We start from the raw sequence: 21,672 nt of genomic DNA, 5'->3' as shown, positions 1-21,672 counted from the left end.
GAGGTGTTAGTTATGGATATTACAGTTAAAAATATAAAGAAATCATTCAATGAAACAAAAGCATTAAATGGAGTATCATTTAACGTAAAAGCAGGAGAAGCTTTTGGTCTTTTAGGAAGAAATGGAGCTGGAAAGACTACTATAATAAGAAGCATTCTTGGAATAATAAATCAAGATTCAGGAGAAATACTTTTAGATGGCAAAGATATAAGAAAATCAAAAGTTAGATTTGGATATCTACCAGAAGAAAGAGGCTTGTATTTAAAATATAAGGTTTCAGAACAATTAATATATTTTGGACAGTTAAATGGTTTAAAGAAATCAGAAGCAAAGCAAAGCCTACTATACTGGCTAGATAAGTTTCATATATCAAATTATTATAACAGAAGAGTTGATGAATTATCAAAGGGAAACAAACAGAAAATACAGCTTATTGCAGCTATCTTACATGACCCAGATATAATAATTCTGGATGAGCCTTTTAGTGGACTGGATCCTGTAAATGTTGAATTGTTTAAAAATATAATAAGAGACCTTTTAAAGAAAAATAAAACTATATTATTTAGTAGCCATCAAATGAATGATGTAGAAGAGTTCTGTGACAACATAGCGATGTTAAAATCAGGAGAAATTGTTCTTCAAGGTAGTATAGATGCACTTAAAGAAAAATATTCAGAAAAACAAGTAGTTGTATCAACGTCTGCAAATATAACAAATATTATAAATGAAATGGGTATTAAAGAAATTGATATAAGCGGTAATAATTATATCCTTGAATATAAAAACAGAAAAACAATTAGAGAATTTTTAAGTAAACTTTTATCATTAAATCTGCATTTAGAAAAATTTGAATACTTAAAACCATCATTAAACGATATATTCTTGAAACAATTGGGGGATTAAGTTATGAAAAAGTTTTTTACAGTTTTTAAGTTTACTTATATGAAAAGTATAAAAAATATGGAGTTTGTAGTGGTTACCTTTCTGGGCATTATGGCTGTAGGATTGTTCTTTAACTACCCAAAAGTAATAAGCTATTTTGACAATAATATGGTAGCATTGAAAGAGTCCATAAGCATTGGTAAAACAAACGTAATAGCTCTTGTGGATGATGAAAGCTCCCTTGGAATCAGTCAATATATATTAGACTCTTACCCAGAAAATAATTGTAAAATTAATCTTGTAGATAATAAAAACTTGGATGCTATAAAAGGCGAGATTAAGAATGGTAAGTCAAAATATTCAGCTTTATTACTTTTAAACCATGATAAAGATTCAGAGCTTAAATTAATGGTAAGAGAAGATGCTAGTAATGTATTGCTTGATCAAGTTAATACATTTATTCAGTCTATTTATCTTAATGAAAAAGCAAAGGAGTTAAATTTATCCTCAAAAGAACTAGGATATTTAAAAGCTAATGCTAGTGTAGAAGTTGTTAATATATCAAGCAATGAAGCTGGTCATTTGAATAATATAAACGCAAAATATGGTGAAAAAGTATCTATAGTTATTATGATGGTGTGCGCCTTTTATTTTATGTCAACACTTAATGCAAGCAGCATATCTAGGGCAATCATTGAAGAAAAAAGCAATAGAATACAAGAAACGTTAATTACTATGACCAAACCAATATCTCTTTTTTTAGGTAAAATTTTAGGTCTCTGTAGTACCGTAATTACTCAATTATTAATACTTATATTAAGTGGCTGTGTATTCAGCAGTATTAGTGGGGTTAGTTCAAAAGATATAACAAAAATAAATATACCCACAAATATAGTATTATACTTCGGGATATTTATACTACTTTCATATTTACTATATGCCTTTGTATATGGGGCAATAGGATCTTTATTTACAGATACTCAAGATACTACTCAAATAGAGCTTCCAATAATGTTTGCAAATATGATACTTATGTTTATTGCTGCAATTAGTACTAGTAATGTTAATTCAATCTATATGAAGGTTTTATCCTATATACCTTTGACTTCACCCGTCATAATGTTCGAGAGAATAGTATTAACCGAAATCAGTACTGCAAAGATAATTATAAGTATAGTAATGTTAATTTTAACAATAATTATTACTGCGATGTTTAGTAGTAAGCTCTATAAAAAAGGAGTATTACACTATAGTAGTAAATTATCAGTAACAAAGATTATTAAGACTGTAACACCTGCTGAATAACCAGGAAAGAGGTAATAAAAATGAGGAATTTTTGGAATGTTTTTAGTTTTACGTACATACAAACAATAAAAAAGAAATCAGTATGCTTCTCTACATGTTTTATAATACTAGTACTAGCAGGCTTAGTGAATTTTCAAAATATTAAGCAACTAGTGGTTGAGAAAGAAACTGTAAAGGTTATAGCTGTTATAAAGGCTAGTAATATTAATATAAATGAAAATTTATTTAAAAATAATAATGATAAGTATTCATTTAAAGTTGTTAATAAAAACTTGGATGATATTAAAAAAGATATGCAGGTACAAAATCTAAAATATTCAGCAGCAGTAGTTTTGTCAGAGGATTTAAATACTTTTAAATTATACACCAATGATATATCAAATAATAAAATGATAAATGATATAGGAAAAATACTTGATATTATGCTTTTAAAAGTTAAATCTCAAAAACTTAATTTGTCCAGTGAAAAATTAAATTATCTAACAACACAAAAGGAAATAAAACTTATAGATTTAGTTAATGAAAATAAGTCAATTAATGATGTAAAAGATGCCAGTGCCAGTTTGAGAGAAAAGAGGCTTCTTCATGTAGGAATCAGCTGTGTTATTTTATCATTAGTATTATTCTATAGTACCATAGCCTCCTCTACAATAATAGAAGAAAAAAGTAGTAGAATAATGGAAACGCTTATAACAGCAACAAAACCTATAGCGCTATTTATAGGAAAGGTTTTAGGTACCTGTTTTGTATGCTTAACTCAAATATTTTTATGGTTAATTGCTACTTTTATATTTACAAAAATTAACAATAATAAATTCGACTTACTTAATAAATTTAGTATTTCTTTAGAAGTAGCCGTGTACTGCATAGTTTTTGTTACATTAGCTTATATATTGTATTGTATTATGTTATCGGGCCTAGCTTCCTTAGCGAGAAGTATAAGCGATATTAATATAGGGCAAGTAATAGTAATATTTACAGTACCAATTTGTTACCTTCTTGTGATTTTTTCTTTTAATAAACCAACATGGCTTAAAATCTTATCCTTAATACCATTCTCAGCGCCCTTTGGTATGACAGCAAGGTTACTCATAAGCAGTACAGTAACAAATACAGAAGTTTTTATAAGTATATTATTGATTATGATAACAATTGCAGTTATTGGATATTTAAGCAGCAAGATTTTTAAAAGAGGAGTATTAAGATATAGTGAAAAAAAATCAATAATAAAAAGACATGTAGTATAAATTTATTTTAATATAAGAAGCGAATTATAAAAAAAATTTAATTAGGTTAAACATAATGATTTCAATACTTTTTTTTAATAATGAGTATATTGCTTCCTATGTCTTCTTTATAAAAGGTCTTATAATAGGTGGGGTAATCATTTACTTATTTTTCATCAAACATTTTTAACATCAGAATTATATTCGCCAAGCAAATTGGTATGTTCCCATCCTAATGGGGATATATGTTTAAGTAAACTTTCATCAAAAGTGTAATTCTGTTCTAAATGATCTATAACCTTTTGTAAATAAGTTGTATTCCAAATGATTATTGCATTAATTAAAATATTTAGAGCAATTGCTATTTGGAACTGATCCTGTTGCCGTACCCCTATTTATTCTAGGCATTTTTGACCATCCCCCCGAAAAGAGTGGATAAGTAAAAATACCCTAATACGGGGTCTCGCCAACATTTCTCTGAATCACACCAACAGGAATAAAAAATAACCTAAAACTAATAATATCAATGCTAATTCAACATATCAATTGCAACAGTATCCGAAGTGTGACTTTACAGCCAGTGTCTCCGTCTTTACCTATGCCTCGCAACATTACATTACTGCAACGCTGGCAAGAGTATTAGTAAGCCTTAGTATCCATAAGATTATTGGCTTCTATTCGGACCCCAAAATATCAGTTAACTAACAGAAACAATTTATTAAGTAACTATTTTATCAGCCTAGAAAGCTTATCGTCACTACTACACAACGTTTTCGCTAACTAAAAAGGCCGCACACCCAGTAAATTCTACCTCGATAACTTTCTGTCTACGCTTAAAATGTTACGTTAACGCAACATCTCTAAGACTCGATACAAAGCGATTTGCTAAATCTTACCTTGACAGGATCCCCACCTGCTAGAATATACGCCCTGCCGGCGCACCACGAATCAGTGCCATACCCCATGTAGCTCCTTCTTAAACTTTATATGAAAATGTTGAAGCTTTTATATTTATAACTTGATGTTATAACAATAAAAGTTAAAAAAAGTGATTTTGCTATTAAAAATCAATCAATTATCATAAAATTAAAAAGTATATATAAATCTATTGTATGATTAACTATAAGAAAAATAAAAATTATTAATATATCAGCTACCTAGGAGATGATTTGATTATAAGTAAGGAGATGGTTAAATGAAAAAACAAATTAGTAATGATTTATTACTTAATACAGTATTATTAAAAGATTTTATTAACAATAACTGTAAGCTGGATCTAAAAGTATCAGTTACGAATACTAAAGAGATTGTATCTAAAGTTGATAATAATATGTTTTATGAAGCAGGTAAATTACTTATGGTTTTTTTCGTTGTAAATATTAATAATCTACAAAGAAAAAATATAAAATATGCTAAAGAAGTCTTTTATATTATAAATTCACCAGTAAACAAGATAGCTGAAAATTATATGAAAAAACCAACATCTGAAAATATTATTGCTGATATAATATTAAAATCAACATATAATAAAGAAGTTTTGCCTATAGAAGTTGCGAGTGTTACTAGAGAAAATGTGAATGAACTAAAAAAAGGATTTGAGTTAGTTTATAAAACAATTATAAATGAAAAGATAAATTTAATGAATTTTCTAGGGGAGTGTGAGCCCAAAAATATTCACTCAAATTTAATTAAAGATATAAACCTTTTAAGTCCTCATGATCTAAAAGTACAGCTTCAATTTATTGAATTAAAATATAGAAAGAATCTTATTGAAAATGAGTTGTTAGAAAAAGTAATATGCTGTAAAAATAATTATAATGAGTTTATTAGTTCAAGTACCGAACTTTTAGATTTATTAATTGAAAATGCTACAATTGGATTTGGTGAAAATGGTTTAGAGTTAATGTGGATAGGGTATATTGATGAAAGGTTAGAAGCTATTAAATATAAAAATATTTATATAGCAATTTTCTTTGCATATATTGGGAAGGTAACAGCAAATAAATATTATTTGCAAGCAACTAAACATTCAGTAAATTCCTTATTAACGTATGTAAATGATAATGATGAAAAACTAATATATAATGATGAATATTATGAAATGTTAAAGTTATTATATCTATTAAATAACTCTATAGAGTTAAATTCTATAGAGTTAAATAAAGCTATTCAAAAAAATACAAAATTATTTTATTTAATGGATTTAAAAGATGGAATTAGGTATAGTTCTAATAATGATGAGATAATTTTAGAGTCCATTTTTAATAAGAGCCTGGAATTATTACATTTTGTAATAGTGGGACCCGTTTCACTTTAACAACAATTTATGGTTAACTGCTCTTCGATTTCGATGCACCGAAGCAAAAGAGCCATGACCTTGAATATAGATATGTGATATAGTATGAAATTCCTCCATAGTGATTTGAAATAGGAGGTGCAGAAACACTAGAATTGCTTAATCACCTTTCACGTTTTAAACCTCTTAGCTCAAATTATGCAGGAAAAATCTCATACGGGTGAACTTTTATTTTTGATTTTTAATCTAGTAGCTTTTTTATACCTCTAGTAGATATAAGACATTCTTCTCCGTTTATCATATATGCAATACGCTTTTTTCTATCTATTTCTTTAACGTTATCTTTATTAACTATAAAGGAATTATGACACCTACAAAATCGATCATCTAGTCTATCTTCTAATTCTTTCATTTTACTATAAAACTCTACTTGTCTATTTTTACAATATAAGATTACTTTATGTATAGTTGAAGATGTTTCGAAAAAGATGATTTCATTAAAATCAACATTAATTATCTTATCTTCCACTTTAATAGAAAATACTCTTTGAAGTTCACATGATTTAGCTTTATATTTATCGTGAGCATTTTTTATACATTCACTTATTCTTTGTTGTATATTAGTATAATTATCTTTTATAATATAGTCCATAGCTTCAACTTTATATAAAAAGGTTAAATAACTCATTTCAGCATGGGTAGTTACAAAGACTATAAATCCTCGAGGATCATATTCTCTTATCTTTTCAGCTAATGTAATTCCATTAAGATCAGAATGTAAATCAACGTCTAAAAAATATAAACCTGAAATACTCTTATCCTCTATTGTATTTAGTATTTCATATGGGTCATGAGTACTTAACTTAAGTTCCATATCATAATTTTCAATTAATATAATATCATTTACAATATTTTCTAGATTCTCTTTTTGAACTATATTATCTTCACAAATAAAAATTTTTAGCATGGTTTGTCCCCTTTTGTTATTATATTTAGCAAATGTTTCTTATAAACAAATTTTTGATTTATTAAAATATGTTAACATAAAAAACCTGTCTATTTTCAATTTTTACAAAAAAACAATCAAATTTTACTTATGTCATGCAGGTAATTACATTTATTAGGTTTGTAAATGTAATTATTACTTCTATTGTAAAATGTATACAGAAAAGGTTATACTAAATATATAGAAAGCGAATTCAACTTATGAAAGGTGGCTTTTCATTATGAAAACTTCAGAAAAAAACAGTATTTTTTTAAAAAAGTTAGCTAAAGGTCTTATAAGCATAGGAGAGATTCATGCAAACCAACTATCTGTTGGCCCTTTTATGTATGAGCCTAAGATACCTACTAATTTATTAAAAAGTAATAAATAAAATAATTATACGTATAAGGTGCATATTATTTATTGTAAAAGGAGGATAAAATGAAAACAAAAGGTAAAATGCATTTTGATTTTTATGAATTTATAACAACTAAATTATTAAATTACTTTAAAAACAATTTAAATTTAAAGGCATTTGAAATTGAAAAACTATATTTGGGAATTATAATTATGTTGATAAACGTATTCAAGCTGTTATTTATAGTTATAGTAGCATTACTTACAGGGTTGGTAAAAGAAGTACTTATATTATTTGTTATGTTTGGAGCATTAAGATTAACTGCAGCCGGTATACATTTAAAAAGTAGTTTAGGATGTACTATTGTAAGCTTAATTACTTTTATTGGTAGTGCTTATATAACTGTAAAATATCCTTTAAGTATTTCTTTAACATGCATAGTAAGCATTATTTGTACAGTACTCTTATATAAATATTCTCCAGCAGATACGGAAAATCGTCCTATATTAAAAAAAGAGCATAGAAAAAAACTTAAAATTAAAGCAACAGTAACAGCTTTAATTTTTATATTTATAAATCTATTATTATTAAATAAGGATTTATTTAATTTAACAATGTTCGCATTAATCCTTCAAAGTTTAAGTATTTTACCTTGTACATATAAATTACTGAAAAGTAATTTTAATAATTATGAAAAATATGAACTTTTTTAATTTTATACACTCATAATTTGGAATTATTCCAATGTTATGAGTGTTTTTATTTATTGCAATTTATGTCTGTTTTGTACTATAATTGAAATGGATGTTATTTTACTGTGAAATAGTGGGAGATGATAATAATAATGGAATATAATTTTAAGGTGCTATTGTTAGTCATTTTAATGTTAATTACCTTAAGAAATATTAGTCCATATAAATTTAACATTAAAGAATATATTATTATGGGGTTAACTATAGGATTTATTTATGTACCACTATTCTTATTTGATCCTAGAATAGCTTCTATAGCTGTATATTTTACACCTGTATTTTTTATTTACAAAAAAAGCAACAAGATAATAAGAAGTTTTATACTGCAAATACTAGTAATATTAGTACTAATGCTTATAAATAATTTTACTGGACTCATAGTTTTAAAAATATACGGAAGATCTTTTTTGTCATCTACTTTAGGGTATTATAGTACTTATTTAATTATATATTTAATAGTATATTTCTGCAGTAAAATTATTGGGAAACTACTAATTCAACACAATGATTTCATATTTGAAAATTATAAGTCTAAATATTTTATTTTAATTGATATAATGCTAGTGCTTACATTTGGGTTATTTTATTTAGCTATTATTTGGATTGATTTTTCTGATGATGTTTATATATCAGAAAAAATCACACTTGCAATTGTAGCATATGGGTCTATTATGGTAATTATATGTATTTCTCTATTTGTTATATCAAAGAAAGAAGAGAAATTCAAATATAAACAAATTCAGTTAGATAATCTGGAGCAGTACACTAATAACTTAGAAAATCTATATATGGATATGCGTAAATTTAGACATGACTATATAAATATAATATCATCTATGGCAGCGTTTATTGAAGAAAAGGATATTGAAGGTTTAGAAGAACATTTTAATAAAAATATTTATCCCTTAAATAATAAAATGAATAAAAATAATTATAAACTTGGTCTGTTAAAAAACATAAAATTACCTCAAATTAAAGGGTTAATATCAGGAAAAGTAATTCGGGCTCAAGAATTAGGGATAGATATAATAATTGATATAGTAGAACCTATAACAATTATTAAGATGGATATAATAGATTTGAGTAGATGCTTAGGGATAATTTTGGATAATGCTATTGAATCAGCCTTAGAAAGTGAAAAGAAAGTAATTGATGTTGCATTAATAAACAAAATCAATTCTGTAATCCTAGTTGTAGCAAATACCTTTAAAGGCGATATCCCTGCTTTATCTAAATTATTTAAAGAAGGATTCTCTACTAAAGGTGAAAATAGGGGACTAGGACTAAGTAATTGTAAAAATATGATAGGTAAATATAAAAATATTTCATTAGATACATCTATATCTGATGTACAATTCATTCAAGAAATTACTGTAAGTAATAAATAGGTAACATCAATGGAACCAAAACGGCAATAGTGAATACATATATTCACTATTAATAAAAAGGTTGGTTCCTATTCATTAGGAATGAAACAACGTATAGGTATAGCTCAATCAGTATTAACATATCCACCATTATTAATATTAGATGAGCCTACTAATAGACTTGACCCCAATATGATTTAATATTAATGTTACTTGGAGTACATAAATATACTATTCTGGAATTTGAATAAAAATATTTTATATCAAAGTATAGAAAAAATTTGTGTTGAACATGATATTGATGTTTTAATTTTATGTGAGTATGAGAAAATTGATGTTGATTATATGATAAGAAGATTAAAAGAAAATGATTTAAATTATAAAGTAGGAAATAATTTGGATATTGGGAGAATTATTATTTTGCATAAAGTTGGATATAACCTAAAAAGTATTAAGGATGATAAATATTATTCTGATTGTAAGATAAATGAAAATGGGATAGATATATTATTGTTTGGAGTTCATTTGCCAAGTAAACTATATAGCAAGGGACAAGATCAGTATTCTGTTGCAGTTAAGTGCAACAGAGAAATTGAAAAGAAAGAAGAAGAATTTGGAATAAATAATACTATTGTCATAGGAGATTTTAATATGAATCCGTTTGAGGATGGGATGGTATCAGCTGATGGATTTCATGGAGTTATGAGTCAAGAGGTGGCGTTGAAAGGTAATAGAACAGTTTATGGAGAAAAGAAAAAGCTTTTTTATAATCCGATGTGGCATTATATGGGTAATGTAGTTGCTAATGTAATGGGTACATATTATTATAATAACAGTGGAGTAATATCATATTATTGGAATACCTTCGACCAACTACTTATTAGACCAAGTTTGATTAAAGGTTTTGACATCGAGAATTTAAAGATAATCGATGCTATAGGACAGAAAGATTTGCTTGTGAACAGTAAGCCAAATAAAAAGCAATACTCTGACCATTTACCATTATTTTTTAAAATTTATGAGGAGGTTTAATAATGAGTGATTTAGATTTATGGGGGAAGTTAGATTTAAATAATGAAGACAATGAGGAACCATTTTCAATATTAAATAAACAAGTAAAAGTATTTGAAAAGAAAGTTAATGATGTATTGTTTATAAGACTTTTAAAAATAAATATAAGTGATAGTAAATCAAAATATTCACTTTCAACAAACTTCGAGATAGTGTCTCCTAGTCTAGATAATTATTCATATACTTTGTTTACAGTGTATTCTAGAGCGGAAAATGATTACCCAATAGGAATAGAGTGTAATTATTTAAAAGATAAAAAATCAATGGATGATATTTTGAAATTGGATTATGAATGTAATAATAAAGAAGAATTTATTGAAGCTTTAAGAAATGTGCTTCAATCAGAAGAATCAAAAAAAATAGTTAGAACATTGTATCATAAAAGTTGCATATAGCAGCGTGAGTATTATATAGAAAATGATGAGGCATTAAAGATTGAAAAGATAATTGAAGATACAAAAAACAAACAGCTGGTTGAGGTGATATAGTCACTTTGATCAGCATTTTTAATGGCTAACTTTGGCAGAAAAAGGGGTTTATATCAAGAAATTTAAATCCATAAGGGTATAAGGTCATTATGTTTAAAAAGCAAATGAAAGGGACTCAAATTGATTAATAAAAAATTTCTAAATAGCATTCACAGGAGTGTAGGTTATATTAGAGGAGAAAGGAGAAAACATGGTTAAAACATATATCCCAACATTGATTTTAATGTCTTCTATGCTAGTCATTACTACATTATTACTTATTAAGCAAAGAAAATTAATCATACAATCAAAGAATAGTAAATCCTTTAGGATTGTGGTGATTCTTATCGGTGCAATAGTAGGAAGTTTAATGATTTATAAAAGGCAAAAGTCCATTGATATGTTACTTGGATTAGGCTTATTTATTGAATCGTACCTTATTTCAAAATTAAAGCAAGGTATTTATGAGAATGGATTTTGGGCATATGGCAATGCTTGTATGGCATGGAGTCAATTGAAAAAAGTAGAGATTTACAATAAAACACATGAAGTGCAAATTCTATATTACAATAATGTTGGCTCCAACGAGTTAGTTTTTAAAAAGAAAAGTCTTAGTGCGATTTTGCATATTCTAAGAGAACATTTAGATGTTGAAATAATTAAGGTTATTAATAAGATATAAAGCTAAGGAGCATTATATTAGGTAAATTAATTATAAGTTAAATTGGGTAGAAATAACTAGTTAATTTAGGAGTGATGTTATGATAAATAATAGCCTGGGGACAATTTTTATAAATTTTATTATTACGTCTACTGTGTTTGTTGTAATTTCAATGAGCAATATTTTTTTTGAAATAAGCATAAAAGAAGCATTTGCATCTGCAGTGATATTTAATTTACTAGACCTGATGATTTTAGGAGTAAGAAAAGTAGTAAGAAAGAAAAAATGAACATTATGATATATCAGTTTTATTAAAAATGACCACGTGACAAAAAAGAAAAGGCATGTTAAAATAGTATTAGTCCGAAAACAGACTAATACTATTTGAGGTGAACACATGGAGCAAAAATCAATTGAAAAACAGTTTTTTAAATTTGTAATCCCGTCCATGCTGACTATGTTGCTGAACGGTCTTTATACCATCGTAGACGGATTATTTGTCGGTCACGCAGTTGGTGATATAGGTCTTGCGGGGATTGGTCTTGTTTGGCCAATTACTGCTTTACTGCTTGCATTGGGTATGGGAATTGGAGTAGGCGGCTCTGTCCTTATGTCCACTTACAGGGGGGCGAATGACAACCAAAGGGCTAATGAGGCAAGAGCGAATACTTTTTTTGCGTTACTTGCTGTAAGTGTAGTCGTTACTGCTTTTCTCGTAATTTTTAGTCCCACCCTTGTCAGAGCTATTGGAGCAACCGGAAAGATTTATGACGCCGCGATTTCATATATCCGTATCATTGCCATCGGTGGCAGTATGCAAATCATAGCTTCCGGTTTAATACCACTTATACGAAACAGCCACAAAACCGTGCAGGCAATGATTATTATGGGAGGTGGCTTAATTGTAAATATCGTATTGGACGCCTGCTTTACCATGGTGATCCCTATGGGACTTGCGGGAGCTGCCCTTGCAACGGTTTTGGCTCAAGCAATTACAGTTGTTTGCAGTATCATTTGCTTGTGGAAGCAAAAAGAAAACAAAATCGAGCGTTCTCAATTTAAATTGAACAAAAAGATGATTGGACGAATGATGCAAATAGGCATTTCGCCCTTTGGATTATCACTCATGCCATCGCTCATTACCATATTTAATAACTGGCAGTGCCTTGCCTATGGCGGAGATTTAGCAGTTTCAGCGTATGCGGTTATCAACTACTTAATTGCTTCAGTCCTTTTGTTATTAGAGGGAATCGGAGAAGGCATGCAACCACTAATCAGCTATTGCAATGGATCGAAAAACTACAAAGCTATGAAAAAGATACGTAACAAAGGGTTTTTAGCGGTTGTCACATTCAGTGGTTTGTTTCTCTTGTTTTCAATCCCAGCACGAACACTGCTACCACAATTTTTTGCCACATCGGAAGAAACTGCAAGAATCATTGATTCGGCACTGCCAATCATCTGCGTTGCTTTTCCGATGATGGGCATTGGAAAGCTGTTTAGTTCCTATTTTTATGCCTGCGAAGAAACACTCTTCTCCACCTTGCTTGTTTACTTAGACCCTATTCTTTTCACACCATTGTGCGTTTTTACATTACCACATATTTGGGGGATTAAAGGGGTATGGATGGCACTTCCGGGGGCGCAGCTATTAACCATGATCCTATTGACTATTTTACTTATTGCCCATACAATGAAATTTAGAAGCAGGGAGGCGATTTTGTATGAGCAACGAAATTAAAGATCAGGTAAAAAGTTATTATGATTATTGGTTCGGGATCAGTGCATTCTATGAAAAATGGGCGAAGTCACACGGGCTTACATCAAATGCGCTTTTTGCGCTTTATACCATCCGTGAGTATCCAAATCAATGCACACAGCGGTTTATTTGCGAAAAGCTCCTGTTTCCCAAGCAAACAGTGAGTACCATTTTGGAAACCTTTGAGAAAAAAGGATATATCCGAAAAAAAGTCGCAGATGAGGATAAGCGAAACAAGTATATCCTGCTCACGGATGAAGGACGACAATATGCTGATGAGATTCTTTCGCACTTGTTTCATTTTGAGGAACGTGCATTACTAAAGATGGATTCTAATGAAAGAACAGCCATGATTAAAAACAGCCATGCTTTCTTAAAACAATTATTACAAGCGTTAGAAGTGGATTCAGAATAAAATGAGAAAAAAACATGTAAGATGTTACTCATTTCTTCTACCGAACAAAATCTGAATAGTTCGAAACAAATATGATCAGAATGTACCAAACCAGAAGAACAACCTACTAGTAGAATTGCTTATAAGAATTGAGAGTATTATTAACCAATATTTTTCAATTTGGTGCTTAAATGATTTGATCCAAATGTTAAAATAGCAATACTAAAACAAATGCGAGTAATTCTAATATTGATCCCGAATTGTTGAAGGGCGTTATTAACTTTCCGGGATCCATAACACTTTAGATTTCATTATTTTTTTTACCCCTTTATAAACCCAATAAACTGCTATTATACCTATAATATAGCGAATATTCATGGAGAAGACTATTATAGGGCTTAATTTCGATGATAATAACAAAAGTATTATCAAACCCATAGCACTACATCCGAATATAAAATTAGCAAGATTAGAAAAATGTTTTTTTGAAAGTTCAAAAGCATTTTTACCTATATAATTTATCGATATAGAAAATATTGCAACTGCAATTAAACCGTTTAATAACATAGATAATGTGTAGTCATAAGTAACATTAAAATCAGGACTTCCTTTTGCCAACTTAGGCAAGTATAAGAAAATAAAATCTACAGTGAAAATCATACAAAATCCTTCAATTGTAAGTCCTAAATACTTTTTAATTGTTTTTAGAACATGGGTTTTAGGATTTACAGCAGATATTATATTATCAGCGAATTTTTTATAATCCTCACCCAACATGCTTTTTACAGTATTACCTTCCTCTTGCCAATCTAAAAACATTCTCAATATATCACTAATAATTTCTTCTTGTTCTTCGTCACTTAAAGTACTTACCCTCAAATAACAAACTATATCTGTAAATATTCTATCATTTTCTTCTGTTAGACTCTTGCTCAACTTAAGGTTTTCTTTGATATCACTCTCTACATTACTCATATTTTTCCTCCTCATAATTTTTAAATATATTATATTTCACTTTGATGCTATTACACATCTATAAATGGTAAAATATACATGTTTTATGGTGATTGTGGTATAATTAAATAAATTATTTGTGCCAAATTTGTAGGAACGAATGAAGTTTGAGAAACTGGGTTTCTTATTTGAAGGACGATTATTGATGCAAATTTATAAATTGTGTATAATTTGTTCTTAAAAATAAATGATTATGTCAACATAGCAAAACATGATAAATTAATATATTTTATATAGTTCATAGGAGTATGAGAACTTCTTGAATCATAACATATAAATAAGAGGGGATGAGTTTATGGGATTAATTACTTTAGATAAGGTTGAAAGGCTTGAAAAAAAATTAGATGATATTGAAAAACATTTAGTCAGACTAGAGGTAAAGATTGACAATGTAAGTGAAGAAAATAGTTCAATTAAAAGCATTGGAACAAACATAGTTGAAATGAAAAATCAAATATGGAAATTAAAAATATAAATACATTATAATTAAAATTAGATTGTAATTGAATCAAGGTAGAAATTTAAGCTAATGTATAAGTGAAAGCTATGGATTTAAAAAAATTCATAGCTTTCGGTTTAGATCTACTAACATTTTCTTAGTAATTAATATTTAAGTTTATACATGGTACATACAGAAGGTGGTAAAATCATGTGGAAACATAAGGAAGATAACAGTTGACTTGAAAATTGGTGCGTAATTGTATTTTATTACAGATTATTATAATGTTTTAATAAGATAGTATAAGCACGGGAGGGGTGTTAAATGAATAATTGTTTCGAAGGTTATCAACTAATTTTATTAGCCGAATTTGGATATTATTTACCTGAACATAATAGAAATAAAGGAATAGGGAGTATAATATTAGAACAGTTTATAAATATAGCATTTACAGATAATGATTATAATTTAAACAAATTATATGCTACTACATCCTCAAATAATATATCTTCTATAAAACTTTTGGAGAAGTATGGATTTAAAATAGATGGAAGGTTAAGAGAACATTATTGGATTAATGAAAGTAAGTATGACCAATGTGTTTATTCTATTTTAAAATCTGAATTGTAATATATTATGGTGAATTTATAACCTAAACAATAATATATTTAGCAATTGCATTAGATAGCTCTTCATATGTATTATATTTGTACAAGTAGTAGTGTAGACAGATATTTATTAAAGTATAATATCATGTAAAATAATGTTATTATATTTATAATAGCATTTTTAAAATGTAAAAAAAGATGAAGGAGTGATAATAGTGAGAGTAGAAGGATTAGAGAGGATATGTCCACTTTGTGGACAAGACAATAATTGTCAACATGGTCAAGGTGGATGTTGGTGTGATACAGTTAAAGTTCCTAAGTACATTTTAGATTTGATTCCTAATGATAAAAAGGGTAAAGCTTGTGTATGTAAGTCTTGTTTAGAAAAACACCAGAAATAAATGAAATTAGTGAATATATTAAACAGCGTTAATTTTAAATTTAGTTCACATTCTCCTTATATATCTTCGAAAGTACCCCCATGTCGTTAGATGTTGGGGTTAACATATTAATTGTATATTAATAAACTGAAAGTAACACAATATCAATTGTGTTACTTTCAGTTTGGTCAAAATGTTTGTATAGTAATACTAAAACAAATGTTAATAATTCTAATGATTAAGAGCATCATCTCCAATTACAAATTTTCCTAATCTCTTAAATGGATATATAATAAACTGTGCTTTTCCTTTTATATCTTTACCATCTATGTACGGATTTTCCCATCTTCGGGCATCAAATGAATTAGCTCTATTATCTCCAAAAAACAAATATTTGTTTTCTGGAATTTTAAATTTTTTATCTAAATCCTCCATATATACTACATATGGCTCTTCAATTTTGCTTCCATTAATAAAAACTTGCCCCTTATTTTTTATAATAACTTCATCTCCTGGAAGTCCTATAAGTCTCTTTATTAATGGTATTTTTAATTCCTCAGAATCAAAAACTATTAAATCACCTCTTTTTAGGTTATCTTTATTATAAACTCTTGTAACGGTAATTTTATCGCCTATCTTTATAGTCGGATACATTGATTCCGAGGGAACTGTAATATTAAAAAATAGGAATTTATATATTAGAATTGCCAAGATTATTGCTACAAGTATGGGGAATAACCACTCTTTGATAAAATATTTTAAAAATTTCAATTATTTAACCTCCTCGTGAAAATTAAAATGCGATAGTTGGACTGAAAATAGTCATAAAAATACATATTAAAATCCATACCTGAATCAACAACTTCAAAAATTTTTCTGCAACCCAAGAAAGACAAGATAAACACCAACAACTGCGTTGATTTGAATTATAAAAAAGTTTTTGATATATTCTTTGTTTCGTTCCATCTGGAGGTTCAACTTCTACATCTATGAATTTAAACATTTCTTTTAAGAGTTTATCTTCTTTTATCATATAATTCATCTCCTGATATTTTGAGAAATTCTTTTTTAAAACTATTTTTTGATCTTTGTAATATGCCATCGATAGACTTTGGAGTTTTGCATAAACAATTTGCAATTTCATTTACACTATGATCATCCATATATTTGAGAATAAGGACATACTTATAAATAGGTTTCAAATTATTTAAGGTTTCTAGAATTATTTTTCTAGTTTCCAAATTTATAATCATAAATTCAATATCTTGGTTATCCTTTACATAATCGAGTTCTTCTGCGTAAGCAAAATCTTCTTTTCTAATGTTAGTTCTATAATAATTTAATATTTTATTTTTTGCTATTCCACATAGCCAAGTTTTATGGGAACTTGTACCTTTATAGTTAATGAGTCCTTTCATTGCACTGATAAAGGTCTCCTGAACTATGTCTTCGGTGGCTTCTTTGTTTGCTGCTAATCTTAAAAATACAAAAGAATAGACAGAATTAAAATTTGTTTCATATATTTTCTTGAAATTTTCTTTATTCATATTTAAAATATTTTTTATCATCTATTTCCACCTAACCATCTGTAGTACTAAAGTATAATTACTCTTAATTTACCATATTTTCAAAGGCTTTCATATCTTTAGTAACACAACAAGAAGAAATCCCCTGAAAAAATTTTAAATATAATAAAAAATATTAAGATTTCTTCAGAATGATTTATACATTAAATAAACTCACTTTTTTCTCCTGTATAATAAATAGCAAGCTGATGTAATGCTCTCGTACAGGCTACATATAAAAGATTTCTATCAAACTCACTGCTATAATTGTCCTTTGAAACATTGAACACAAGTACTACATCAAATTCTAGACCTTTTGATATATAAGAAGGAATAGCAAGGGTACCCTTTATACTGTCAGTACTTTCTGTATTTAACAATTTAATGTTAGTTAAATTGGATAGCTTTTTTTGAACCAATAGGGTTTCTTTCTCCGTTTTGCAAATAACTGCAATAGACTCATAACCACGACTTTCATAGTTATGAATATCTTGGATTATAGTCTCATAAAGCAACTCTTCATTGTCTTTAAATATAATTTGCGGCTCCGATGCATGTCTCTCAAAGGGAACAAACTCCTGTTTGCTATTTAATATTTTCTGAGTAAATTCATTAATCTCGATAGAAGACCTAAAACTTTTATTCATAGAAAGCTTTATGCTCTTTTCCTTGTGTAGAATTTTCTCTATATCATCATATATAGATTTATCACCACGTTTTTCGAGGGTTTGGTTAAAGTCACCGAGTACTGTAAACTTAGCTCTAGGTAGCAGAAGATTAAAGACTTCGTATTGAAGTGGATAATAATCTTGGGCCTCATCAATAACAACCTGCCGTATATCTGAAAACGCGCGACTACCGTTAAGCCTTAGTTTGATATATAAAAGGGGAGCACAGTCCTCGTAATTAATATAGCCCTTATGGAGACTTTCTATGGTTTCTGATACCATTTGGTTAATGTTTTTTGGTAATTCTAACCCTTGCGAAAGTTTTAAAAGAAGTCCGGATTTATTAAATAGTAATTTGTACAAATCCGAATAATCAACCTCAGTAAATTTATGAATATGATTCATTAATACTTTAGCTTCTTTAATTGCCATTAATCTGCTAAAAGATTTTAGTTCTAATTCATGTCCTATGCCGTTTTGAACAATCCCCTGAATTTTTTCAAGTCTTGCTTTTCTTAAAGGATGAATTTTGCTAAGCATCATACTTTCAATTCTTTTAAGTTTTTTTGATATTGGCATATTCATTTTACCGTTTAAGAAAAGATTATTTAGCTGCTGTTTTGTTTCAATAATTTTTCCATCATAATATAAGTCTTCAAAATGCGCTAATTTATGCTCATAATAATGTATTAATCTATCCAAAATAGTTACAAATGTTTTCGAACCTTTAAATTTAGTGTTCTCCATTTTTATATTTAAATTTTGTTGATTATCATTAATAATCAAAGTTTCAAGTTGCTGCTTTCTACTTTCAAATATAAATCTATTATCTAAAAAATCAACTACAATATCGTCAAAAGTAGTTTCCTCTACGTTTTCCTCGCCTAGTTCTGGTAAAACTCCAGAAATATATTTACTGAAAACAGAACTAGGAGAAATTATAATAATATTATTGGAATATAGCTTTGATCCCATACCAACATAAAGCAAATATGCAATTCTATGTAGTGCTATAGATGTTTTACCGCTTCCAGCTACGCCTTGTACAATCAAAAGCTCATTTTCAGTATCTCTAATAATTACATCTTGTTCCTTTTGAATGGTTTCAACTATATTTTTCATATTTGAAGAAGAATTGTGACTCAACACTTCTTGTAAGATATCATCATTAATTGTTATGCTGCTATCAAAAAAATACTTAAGCTCAGAATTCTCAATTTTATATTGCCTCTTCATAAAAATATCACCCGAAATTATTCCGAAGGGGGCATTATATGATCCTTTACCAAGTTCGCACTGATAAAACATACTTGAAATAGGGGAGCGCCAATCGTATATTAAAATTGAACTTGTATCATTATCTATTAAATTATAAAGACCGATATAAATCTGATCTGTATCATTATAAGCATCTTCCTTAAAATCAAACCTTCCAAAATAAGGTGAGTTTAAAATCCGTGTATATTTTTTTATTCGTTCCACCGATTTTTCATAATTATAATTTTGACTATCAACTTCAGAGAGTTGTTGGAGCATTTCTGGAATCCTATCAAGATCATTTGAAGAGTGAACAGATTCTTGCCACATATCTCTTCTTGAAGCAATAAGGTCTCTTTTTCTAAAATTTATCTCATATTCGTCTTTACGTAATTCTTTTTCGAGGAAGTTAACTGTACTTTTAAGATATACAAGTTCCTCTTGTTTATTTAGCTCATAATCATTCATTTTCTCACGCTCCCATGTTTTTATAAAAATCATTGACATTCACGTTCATTATGTGATATAATAAGATGAAATATATAGTGGGTTTATTATCACATAATCATATCCACATTTAATTATAGCTAAAAATCCTGTTTAAGTAAAGCTTATGCGTGGTTTTTTTTATTTTAGTACAGTTTTTAATATTAAACCTGTAAAAGAAATTAATAATAACAATTTAATAGGATGAATATAGAGGGCAATTAGATGCCTTCTTTTTTTATTACTATACTAACCATATAAACTTTTTGTTATATGGTTTTTTAGTATTGACATATACAGTCAAGCTGTATATCATATAACTATATAGTTAGACTTTATAACAAAGGAGTTAGAGAACTAAATGAAAAAAAATAAAAATTTACCACTTACAGAAACAGTTTATTACATTCTTTTATCTCTACTTGAACCAGCACATGGATATTTAATTATGCAAAAATCTGAAGAATTAAGCGACGGGAATGTAAGAATAGCGGCAGGGACTTTATACGGAGCCATTGAAAATTTGCTGAAATTAAAGTTTATTCAACCCGTTGAAAGTGATGACAGCAGGCGTAAAGTTTATCTTATCACAGACGAAGGAAAGAAAGTATTACTTCTTGATTTTGAAAGAATGAAACATATGATTGAGATTACTCAGAATAATTTGAAATAGAGAGAGGTGTCAATATGAAAAAAATTAGGTGCTATGTCAGCTTTGATAAAGAAGAAAAATGGTTAAATGAAATGGCAAACCGAGGTTGGGAATTGGATGAAAAACATACAAAATATGAATTTCGTAAAACTTCACCTAACAATACTATTATAAAAATAGATTATCGCAATTTTAAGTCAAAGGACGATTTTCAAAATTATATTATCCTTTTTAAGGACTGCGGGTGGGAACATATTGCGGGTACAAAAACATCTGGAAAACAATACTTCAAAAAAATAGATGAAAGTGCTGGTGATGATATTTTTTCTGATCTCTCTTCTAAAGCAGAGAGATACAAGAAATTATCAAATATGTGGCTATCATTGGTAGTATCTTATATTCCAATATCGATAGTGTTCGTTATGACAAAAACTATTGATATTGCTGCAGTATTGAATCCGAAATTATTGTACTATACGCCTGGATTATGGCAAAAAACAGGAACGTCCTTTTGGGAGTCATTCTTATTTGAAACACCTTTCGCAATGATGAGAGGGTATATGTGGTTGATTTTCCCTTGTTTAATTATTCTATATGCTATTTTCGCAGTAAAAGCACAAATGTATTATCAAAAGACAAATCTTAAAAACCGGATATAAGAATGATTGGGAAATATGATAAGTAGGGTATAATTATCATAAGTCGTGATAGGTTGTAATCTATCACGACTTAACTATTCAAGCTATTAGAATTAGCTAAGAAAATACAAAATTTAACGACATTTCAGAAGGAAAGTCTCCCACTTCTATAAGTGGGAGTTACATACCCTAACAAATAGAAAACTTCAGTGGGAGTATAAATATCCTTCTGAAGTCGTTAATGTTTCAGCTCCGCAGGAGATGATTTAAAGCGTTTGCTTTGCTGATGTAACTATTATCTCTAACACCCTAGTTAAAAAAGAGAACTTTTCTTTCATCATATCAAAATGTGAACCTGACTCAAGGTATTTTGCAGTACCTTCAATCGCGAAGCCTGTTCCTTGGTAATCTTTATACCCCAGAACGTCTTTACTAATAATGA

The 21,672-nt window shown here is 28.4% G+C and carries 25 protein-coding genes and 2 pseudogenes; 19 read left to right on the top strand and 8 right to left on the bottom strand.

Annotated features, from left to right (window positions below; all coding sequences use genetic code 11):
- Positions 1–12 precede the first annotated feature (12 nt).
- The 3 genes from ACWJKS_RS16595 to ACWJKS_RS16585 are packed head-to-tail and all read left to right on the top strand — an operon-like array spanning position 13 to position 3,434.
- A complete protein-coding gene (locus ACWJKS_RS16595; protein ID WP_462960050.1) occupies positions 13–903 on the top strand; it encodes an ABC transporter ATP-binding protein in 891 nt (296 codons plus the stop codon).
- A 3-nt stretch (positions 904–906) separates the two neighbouring features.
- Complete coding sequence (locus tag ACWJKS_RS16590; RefSeq protein WP_462960049.1) at positions 907–2,187, top strand: ABC transporter permease; 1,281 nt, start codon at positions 907–909, stop codon at positions 2,185–2,187.
- A 20-nt stretch (positions 2,188–2,207) separates the two neighbouring features.
- Entirely contained in the window at positions 2,208–3,434 is a 1,227-nt protein-coding gene (locus tag ACWJKS_RS16585; RefSeq protein WP_462960048.1) for an ABC transporter permease, read from the top strand.
- Positions 3,435–3,589: 155 nt separating this feature from the next.
- Here ACWJKS_RS16585 and ACWJKS_RS16580 read toward each other — a convergent pair whose 3' ends face one another.
- On the bottom strand, positions 3,590–3,808 hold the full coding sequence (locus tag ACWJKS_RS16580) for a Tn3 family transposase (RefSeq protein WP_462961088.1): 219 nt from the start codon (positions 3,806–3,808) through the stop codon (positions 3,590–3,592).
- 800 nt (positions 3,809–4,608) lie between these two features.
- Between ACWJKS_RS16580 and ACWJKS_RS16575 the strand changes: the two genes are divergently transcribed.
- The gene (locus ACWJKS_RS16575) at positions 4,609–5,730 is read left to right on the top strand and encodes a hypothetical protein (protein ID WP_462960047.1); all 1,122 of its coding nucleotides are present in this window, start codon (positions 4,609–4,611) and stop codon (positions 5,728–5,730) included.
- A 220-nt stretch (positions 5,731–5,950) separates the two neighbouring features.
- Here ACWJKS_RS16575 and ACWJKS_RS16570 read toward each other — a convergent pair whose 3' ends face one another.
- Positions 5,951–6,676 (bottom strand): LytR/AlgR family response regulator transcription factor, encoded by a 726-nt coding sequence (locus ACWJKS_RS16570; protein WP_462960046.1) that lies wholly within the window; start codon positions 6,674–6,676, stop codon positions 5,951–5,953.
- 259 nt (positions 6,677–6,935) lie between these two features.
- On the opposite strand from ACWJKS_RS16570, the gene ACWJKS_RS16565 reads away from it, so the two are divergent.
- The 10 genes and pseudogenes from ACWJKS_RS16565 to ACWJKS_RS16520 all read left to right on the top strand — a co-directional run bounded on the left by ACWJKS_RS16565 (position 6,936) and on the right by ACWJKS_RS16520 (position 13,544).
- Positions 6,936–7,085, top strand: a complete 150-nt coding sequence (locus ACWJKS_RS16565) for a cyclic lactone autoinducer peptide (protein ID WP_462960045.1) — start codon at positions 6,936–6,938, stop codon at positions 7,083–7,085.
- 50 nt (positions 7,086–7,135) lie between these two features.
- Positions 7,136–7,765: an accessory gene regulator B family protein gene (locus ACWJKS_RS16560; RefSeq protein ID WP_462960044.1), complete on the top strand. Its 630-nt coding sequence runs from the start codon at positions 7,136–7,138 to the stop codon at positions 7,763–7,765.
- A gap of 131 nt (positions 7,766–7,896) precedes the next feature.
- On the top strand, positions 7,897–9,192 hold the full coding sequence (locus tag ACWJKS_RS16555; RefSeq protein WP_462960043.1) for a sensor histidine kinase: 1,296 nt from the start codon (positions 7,897–7,899) through the stop codon (positions 9,190–9,192).
- A 48-nt stretch (positions 9,193–9,240) separates the two neighbouring features.
- A pseudogene (locus ACWJKS_RS16550) lies at positions 9,241–9,369 on the top strand (ATP-binding cassette domain-containing protein); the annotation flags it as partial.
- A gap of 45 nt (positions 9,370–9,414) precedes the next feature.
- Complete coding sequence (locus ACWJKS_RS16545) at positions 9,415–10,203, top strand: hypothetical protein (protein ID WP_462960042.1); 789 nt, start codon at positions 9,415–9,417, stop codon at positions 10,201–10,203.
- A gap of 2 nt (positions 10,204–10,205) precedes the next feature.
- A complete protein-coding gene (locus ACWJKS_RS16540) occupies positions 10,206–10,637 on the top strand; it encodes a hypothetical protein (RefSeq protein WP_462960041.1) in 432 nt (143 codons plus the stop codon).
- A 283-nt stretch (positions 10,638–10,920) separates the two neighbouring features.
- Complete coding sequence (locus tag ACWJKS_RS16535; RefSeq protein ID WP_462960040.1) at positions 10,921–11,391, top strand: hypothetical protein; 471 nt, start codon at positions 10,921–10,923, stop codon at positions 11,389–11,391.
- Positions 11,392–11,470: 79 nt separating this feature from the next.
- Positions 11,471–11,659 (top strand): hypothetical protein, encoded by a 189-nt coding sequence (locus tag ACWJKS_RS16530; protein ID WP_462960039.1) that lies wholly within the window; start codon positions 11,471–11,473, stop codon positions 11,657–11,659.
- A gap of 108 nt (positions 11,660–11,767) precedes the next feature.
- The gene (locus ACWJKS_RS16525; RefSeq protein ID WP_462960038.1) at positions 11,768–13,111 is read left to right on the top strand and encodes an MATE family efflux transporter; all 1,344 of its coding nucleotides are present in this window, start codon (positions 11,768–11,770) and stop codon (positions 13,109–13,111) included.
- Positions 13,095–13,544: a MarR family winged helix-turn-helix transcriptional regulator gene (locus tag ACWJKS_RS16520; protein WP_216302441.1), complete on the top strand. Its 450-nt coding sequence runs from the start codon at positions 13,095–13,097 to the stop codon at positions 13,542–13,544. Before ACWJKS_RS16525 ends, ACWJKS_RS16520 begins: the two co-directional genes overlap by 17 nt.
- Before the next feature lie 255 nt (positions 13,545–13,799).
- On the opposite strand, the gene ACWJKS_RS16515 is transcribed toward ACWJKS_RS16520, so the two are convergent.
- Positions 13,800–14,498: a DUF1129 domain-containing protein gene (locus ACWJKS_RS16515; protein ID WP_462960037.1), complete on the bottom strand. Its 699-nt coding sequence runs from the start codon at positions 14,496–14,498 to the stop codon at positions 13,800–13,802.
- 334 nt (positions 14,499–14,832) lie between these two features.
- Between ACWJKS_RS16515 and ACWJKS_RS16510 the strand changes: the two genes are divergently transcribed.
- From ACWJKS_RS16510 to ACWJKS_RS16500, 3 genes are all read left to right on the top strand, one after another.
- Positions 14,833–15,012, top strand: a complete 180-nt coding sequence (locus tag ACWJKS_RS16510; protein ID WP_220286343.1) for a hypothetical protein — start codon at positions 14,833–14,835, stop codon at positions 15,010–15,012.
- A gap of 288 nt (positions 15,013–15,300) precedes the next feature.
- Positions 15,301–15,606 carry a GNAT family N-acetyltransferase gene (locus tag ACWJKS_RS16505; RefSeq protein ID WP_462960036.1) on the top strand — a complete coding sequence of 102 codons (306 nt, stop codon included), beginning with the start codon at positions 15,301–15,303 and terminating at the stop codon, positions 15,604–15,606.
- A gap of 193 nt (positions 15,607–15,799) precedes the next feature.
- Positions 15,800–15,985 carry a cysteine-rich CWC family protein gene (locus ACWJKS_RS16500; RefSeq protein WP_165414431.1) on the top strand — a complete coding sequence of 62 codons (186 nt, stop codon included), beginning with the start codon at positions 15,800–15,802 and terminating at the stop codon, positions 15,983–15,985.
- Between the two features lie 210 nt (positions 15,986–16,195).
- Here the strand turns inward: ACWJKS_RS16500 and lepB are convergent, their stop codons facing one another.
- From lepB to ACWJKS_RS16480, 4 genes are all read right to left on the bottom strand, one after another.
- Positions 16,196–16,735 (bottom strand): signal peptidase I, encoded by a 540-nt coding sequence (gene lepB / locus ACWJKS_RS16495; RefSeq protein WP_216302449.1) that lies wholly within the window; start codon positions 16,733–16,735, stop codon positions 16,196–16,198.
- Between the two features lie 22 nt (positions 16,736–16,757).
- Positions 16,758–16,997 (bottom strand): hypothetical protein, encoded by a 240-nt coding sequence (locus ACWJKS_RS16490; protein WP_216302450.1) that lies wholly within the window; start codon positions 16,995–16,997, stop codon positions 16,758–16,760.
- Positions 16,981–17,532: an RNA polymerase sigma factor gene (locus ACWJKS_RS16485; RefSeq protein WP_462953482.1), complete on the bottom strand. Its 552-nt coding sequence runs from the start codon at positions 17,530–17,532 to the stop codon at positions 16,981–16,983. The genes ACWJKS_RS16490 and ACWJKS_RS16485 overlap by 17 nt, the downstream gene beginning before the upstream one ends.
- Positions 17,533–17,693: 161 nt before the next feature.
- Positions 17,694–19,922 (bottom strand): HelD family protein, encoded by a 2,229-nt coding sequence (locus ACWJKS_RS16480; RefSeq protein WP_462960035.1) that lies wholly within the window; start codon positions 19,920–19,922, stop codon positions 17,694–17,696.
- 379 nt (positions 19,923–20,301) lie between these two features.
- On the opposite strand from ACWJKS_RS16480, the gene ACWJKS_RS16475 reads away from it, so the two are divergent.
- Positions 20,302–20,613, top strand: a complete 312-nt coding sequence (locus ACWJKS_RS16475; RefSeq protein ID WP_462960034.1) for a PadR family transcriptional regulator — start codon at positions 20,302–20,304, stop codon at positions 20,611–20,613.
- Between the two features lie 14 nt (positions 20,614–20,627).
- Positions 20,628–21,251: a DUF2812 domain-containing protein gene (locus tag ACWJKS_RS16470; protein ID WP_462953490.1), complete on the top strand. Its 624-nt coding sequence runs from the start codon at positions 20,628–20,630 to the stop codon at positions 21,249–21,251.
- A 245-nt stretch (positions 21,252–21,496) separates the two neighbouring features.
- Here the strand turns inward: ACWJKS_RS16470 and ACWJKS_RS16465 are convergent.
- Positions 21,497–21,664: pseudogene (locus tag ACWJKS_RS16465) on the bottom strand (FMN-binding protein); the annotation flags it as partial.
- Positions 21,665–21,672: the final 8 nt, after the last annotated feature.

It is taken from the genome of Clostridium sp. CM038 (assembly GCF_055081105.1).
The sequence above is the reverse complement of the archived record's forward strand: the minus strand, read 5'-3'. Positions and strand labels throughout refer to the sequence as shown.

Bases quoted from the DNA above. Each gene is read 5' to 3' on its own strand.
- ACWJKS_RS16595 (WP_462960050.1), top strand. From the start codon at position 13: ATGGATATTACAGTTAAAAATATAAAGAAATCATTCAATGAAACAAAA.
- ACWJKS_RS16590 (WP_462960049.1), top strand. From the start codon at position 907: ATGAAAAAGTTTTTTACAGTTTTTAAGTTTACTTATATGAAAAGTATA.
- ACWJKS_RS16585 (WP_462960048.1), top strand. From the start codon at position 2,208: ATGAGGAATTTTTGGAATGTTTTTAGTTTTACGTACATACAAACAATA.
- ACWJKS_RS16575 (WP_462960047.1), top strand. From the start codon at position 4,609: ATGAAAAAACAAATTAGTAATGATTTATTACTTAATACAGTATTATTA.
- ACWJKS_RS16570 (WP_462960046.1), bottom strand. From the start codon at position 6,676: ATGCTAAAAATTTTTATTTGTGAAGATAATATAGTTCAAAAAGAGAAT.
- ACWJKS_RS16565 (WP_462960045.1), top strand. From the start codon at position 6,936: ATGAAAACTTCAGAAAAAAACAGTATTTTTTTAAAAAAGTTAGCTAAA.
- ACWJKS_RS16560 (WP_462960044.1), top strand. From the start codon at position 7,136: ATGAAAACAAAAGGTAAAATGCATTTTGATTTTTATGAATTTATAACA.
- ACWJKS_RS16555 (WP_462960043.1), top strand. From the start codon at position 7,897: ATGGAATATAATTTTAAGGTGCTATTGTTAGTCATTTTAATGTTAATT.
- ACWJKS_RS16540 (WP_462960041.1), top strand. From the start codon at position 10,206: ATGAGTGATTTAGATTTATGGGGGAAGTTAGATTTAAATAATGAAGAC.
- ACWJKS_RS16535 (WP_462960040.1), top strand. From the start codon at position 10,921: ATGGTTAAAACATATATCCCAACATTGATTTTAATGTCTTCTATGCTA.
- ACWJKS_RS16530 (WP_462960039.1), top strand. From the start codon at position 11,471: ATGATAAATAATAGCCTGGGGACAATTTTTATAAATTTTATTATTACG.
- ACWJKS_RS16525 (WP_462960038.1), top strand. From the start codon at position 11,768: ATGGAGCAAAAATCAATTGAAAAACAGTTTTTTAAATTTGTAATCCCG.
- ACWJKS_RS16520 (WP_216302441.1), top strand. From the start codon at position 13,095: ATGAGCAACGAAATTAAAGATCAGGTAAAAAGTTATTATGATTATTGG.
- ACWJKS_RS16515 (WP_462960037.1), bottom strand. From the start codon at position 14,498: ATGAGTAATGTAGAGAGTGATATCAAAGAAAACCTTAAGTTGAGCAAG.
- ACWJKS_RS16510 (WP_220286343.1), top strand. From the start codon at position 14,833: ATGGGATTAATTACTTTAGATAAGGTTGAAAGGCTTGAAAAAAAATTA.
- ACWJKS_RS16505 (WP_462960036.1), top strand. From the start codon at position 15,301: ATGAATAATTGTTTCGAAGGTTATCAACTAATTTTATTAGCCGAATTT.
- ACWJKS_RS16490 (WP_216302450.1), bottom strand. From the start codon at position 16,997: ATGATAAAAGAAGATAAACTCTTAAAAGAAATGTTTAAATTCATAGAT.
- ACWJKS_RS16485 (WP_462953482.1), bottom strand. From the start codon at position 17,532: ATGATAAAAAATATTTTAAATATGAATAAAGAAAATTTCAAGAAAATA.
- ACWJKS_RS16480 (WP_462960035.1), bottom strand. From the start codon at position 19,922: ATGAATGATTATGAGCTAAATAAACAAGAGGAACTTGTATATCTTAAA.
- ACWJKS_RS16475 (WP_462960034.1), top strand. From the start codon at position 20,302: ATGAAAAAAAATAAAAATTTACCACTTACAGAAACAGTTTATTACATT.
- ACWJKS_RS16470 (WP_462953490.1), top strand. From the start codon at position 20,628: ATGAAAAAAATTAGGTGCTATGTCAGCTTTGATAAAGAAGAAAAATGG.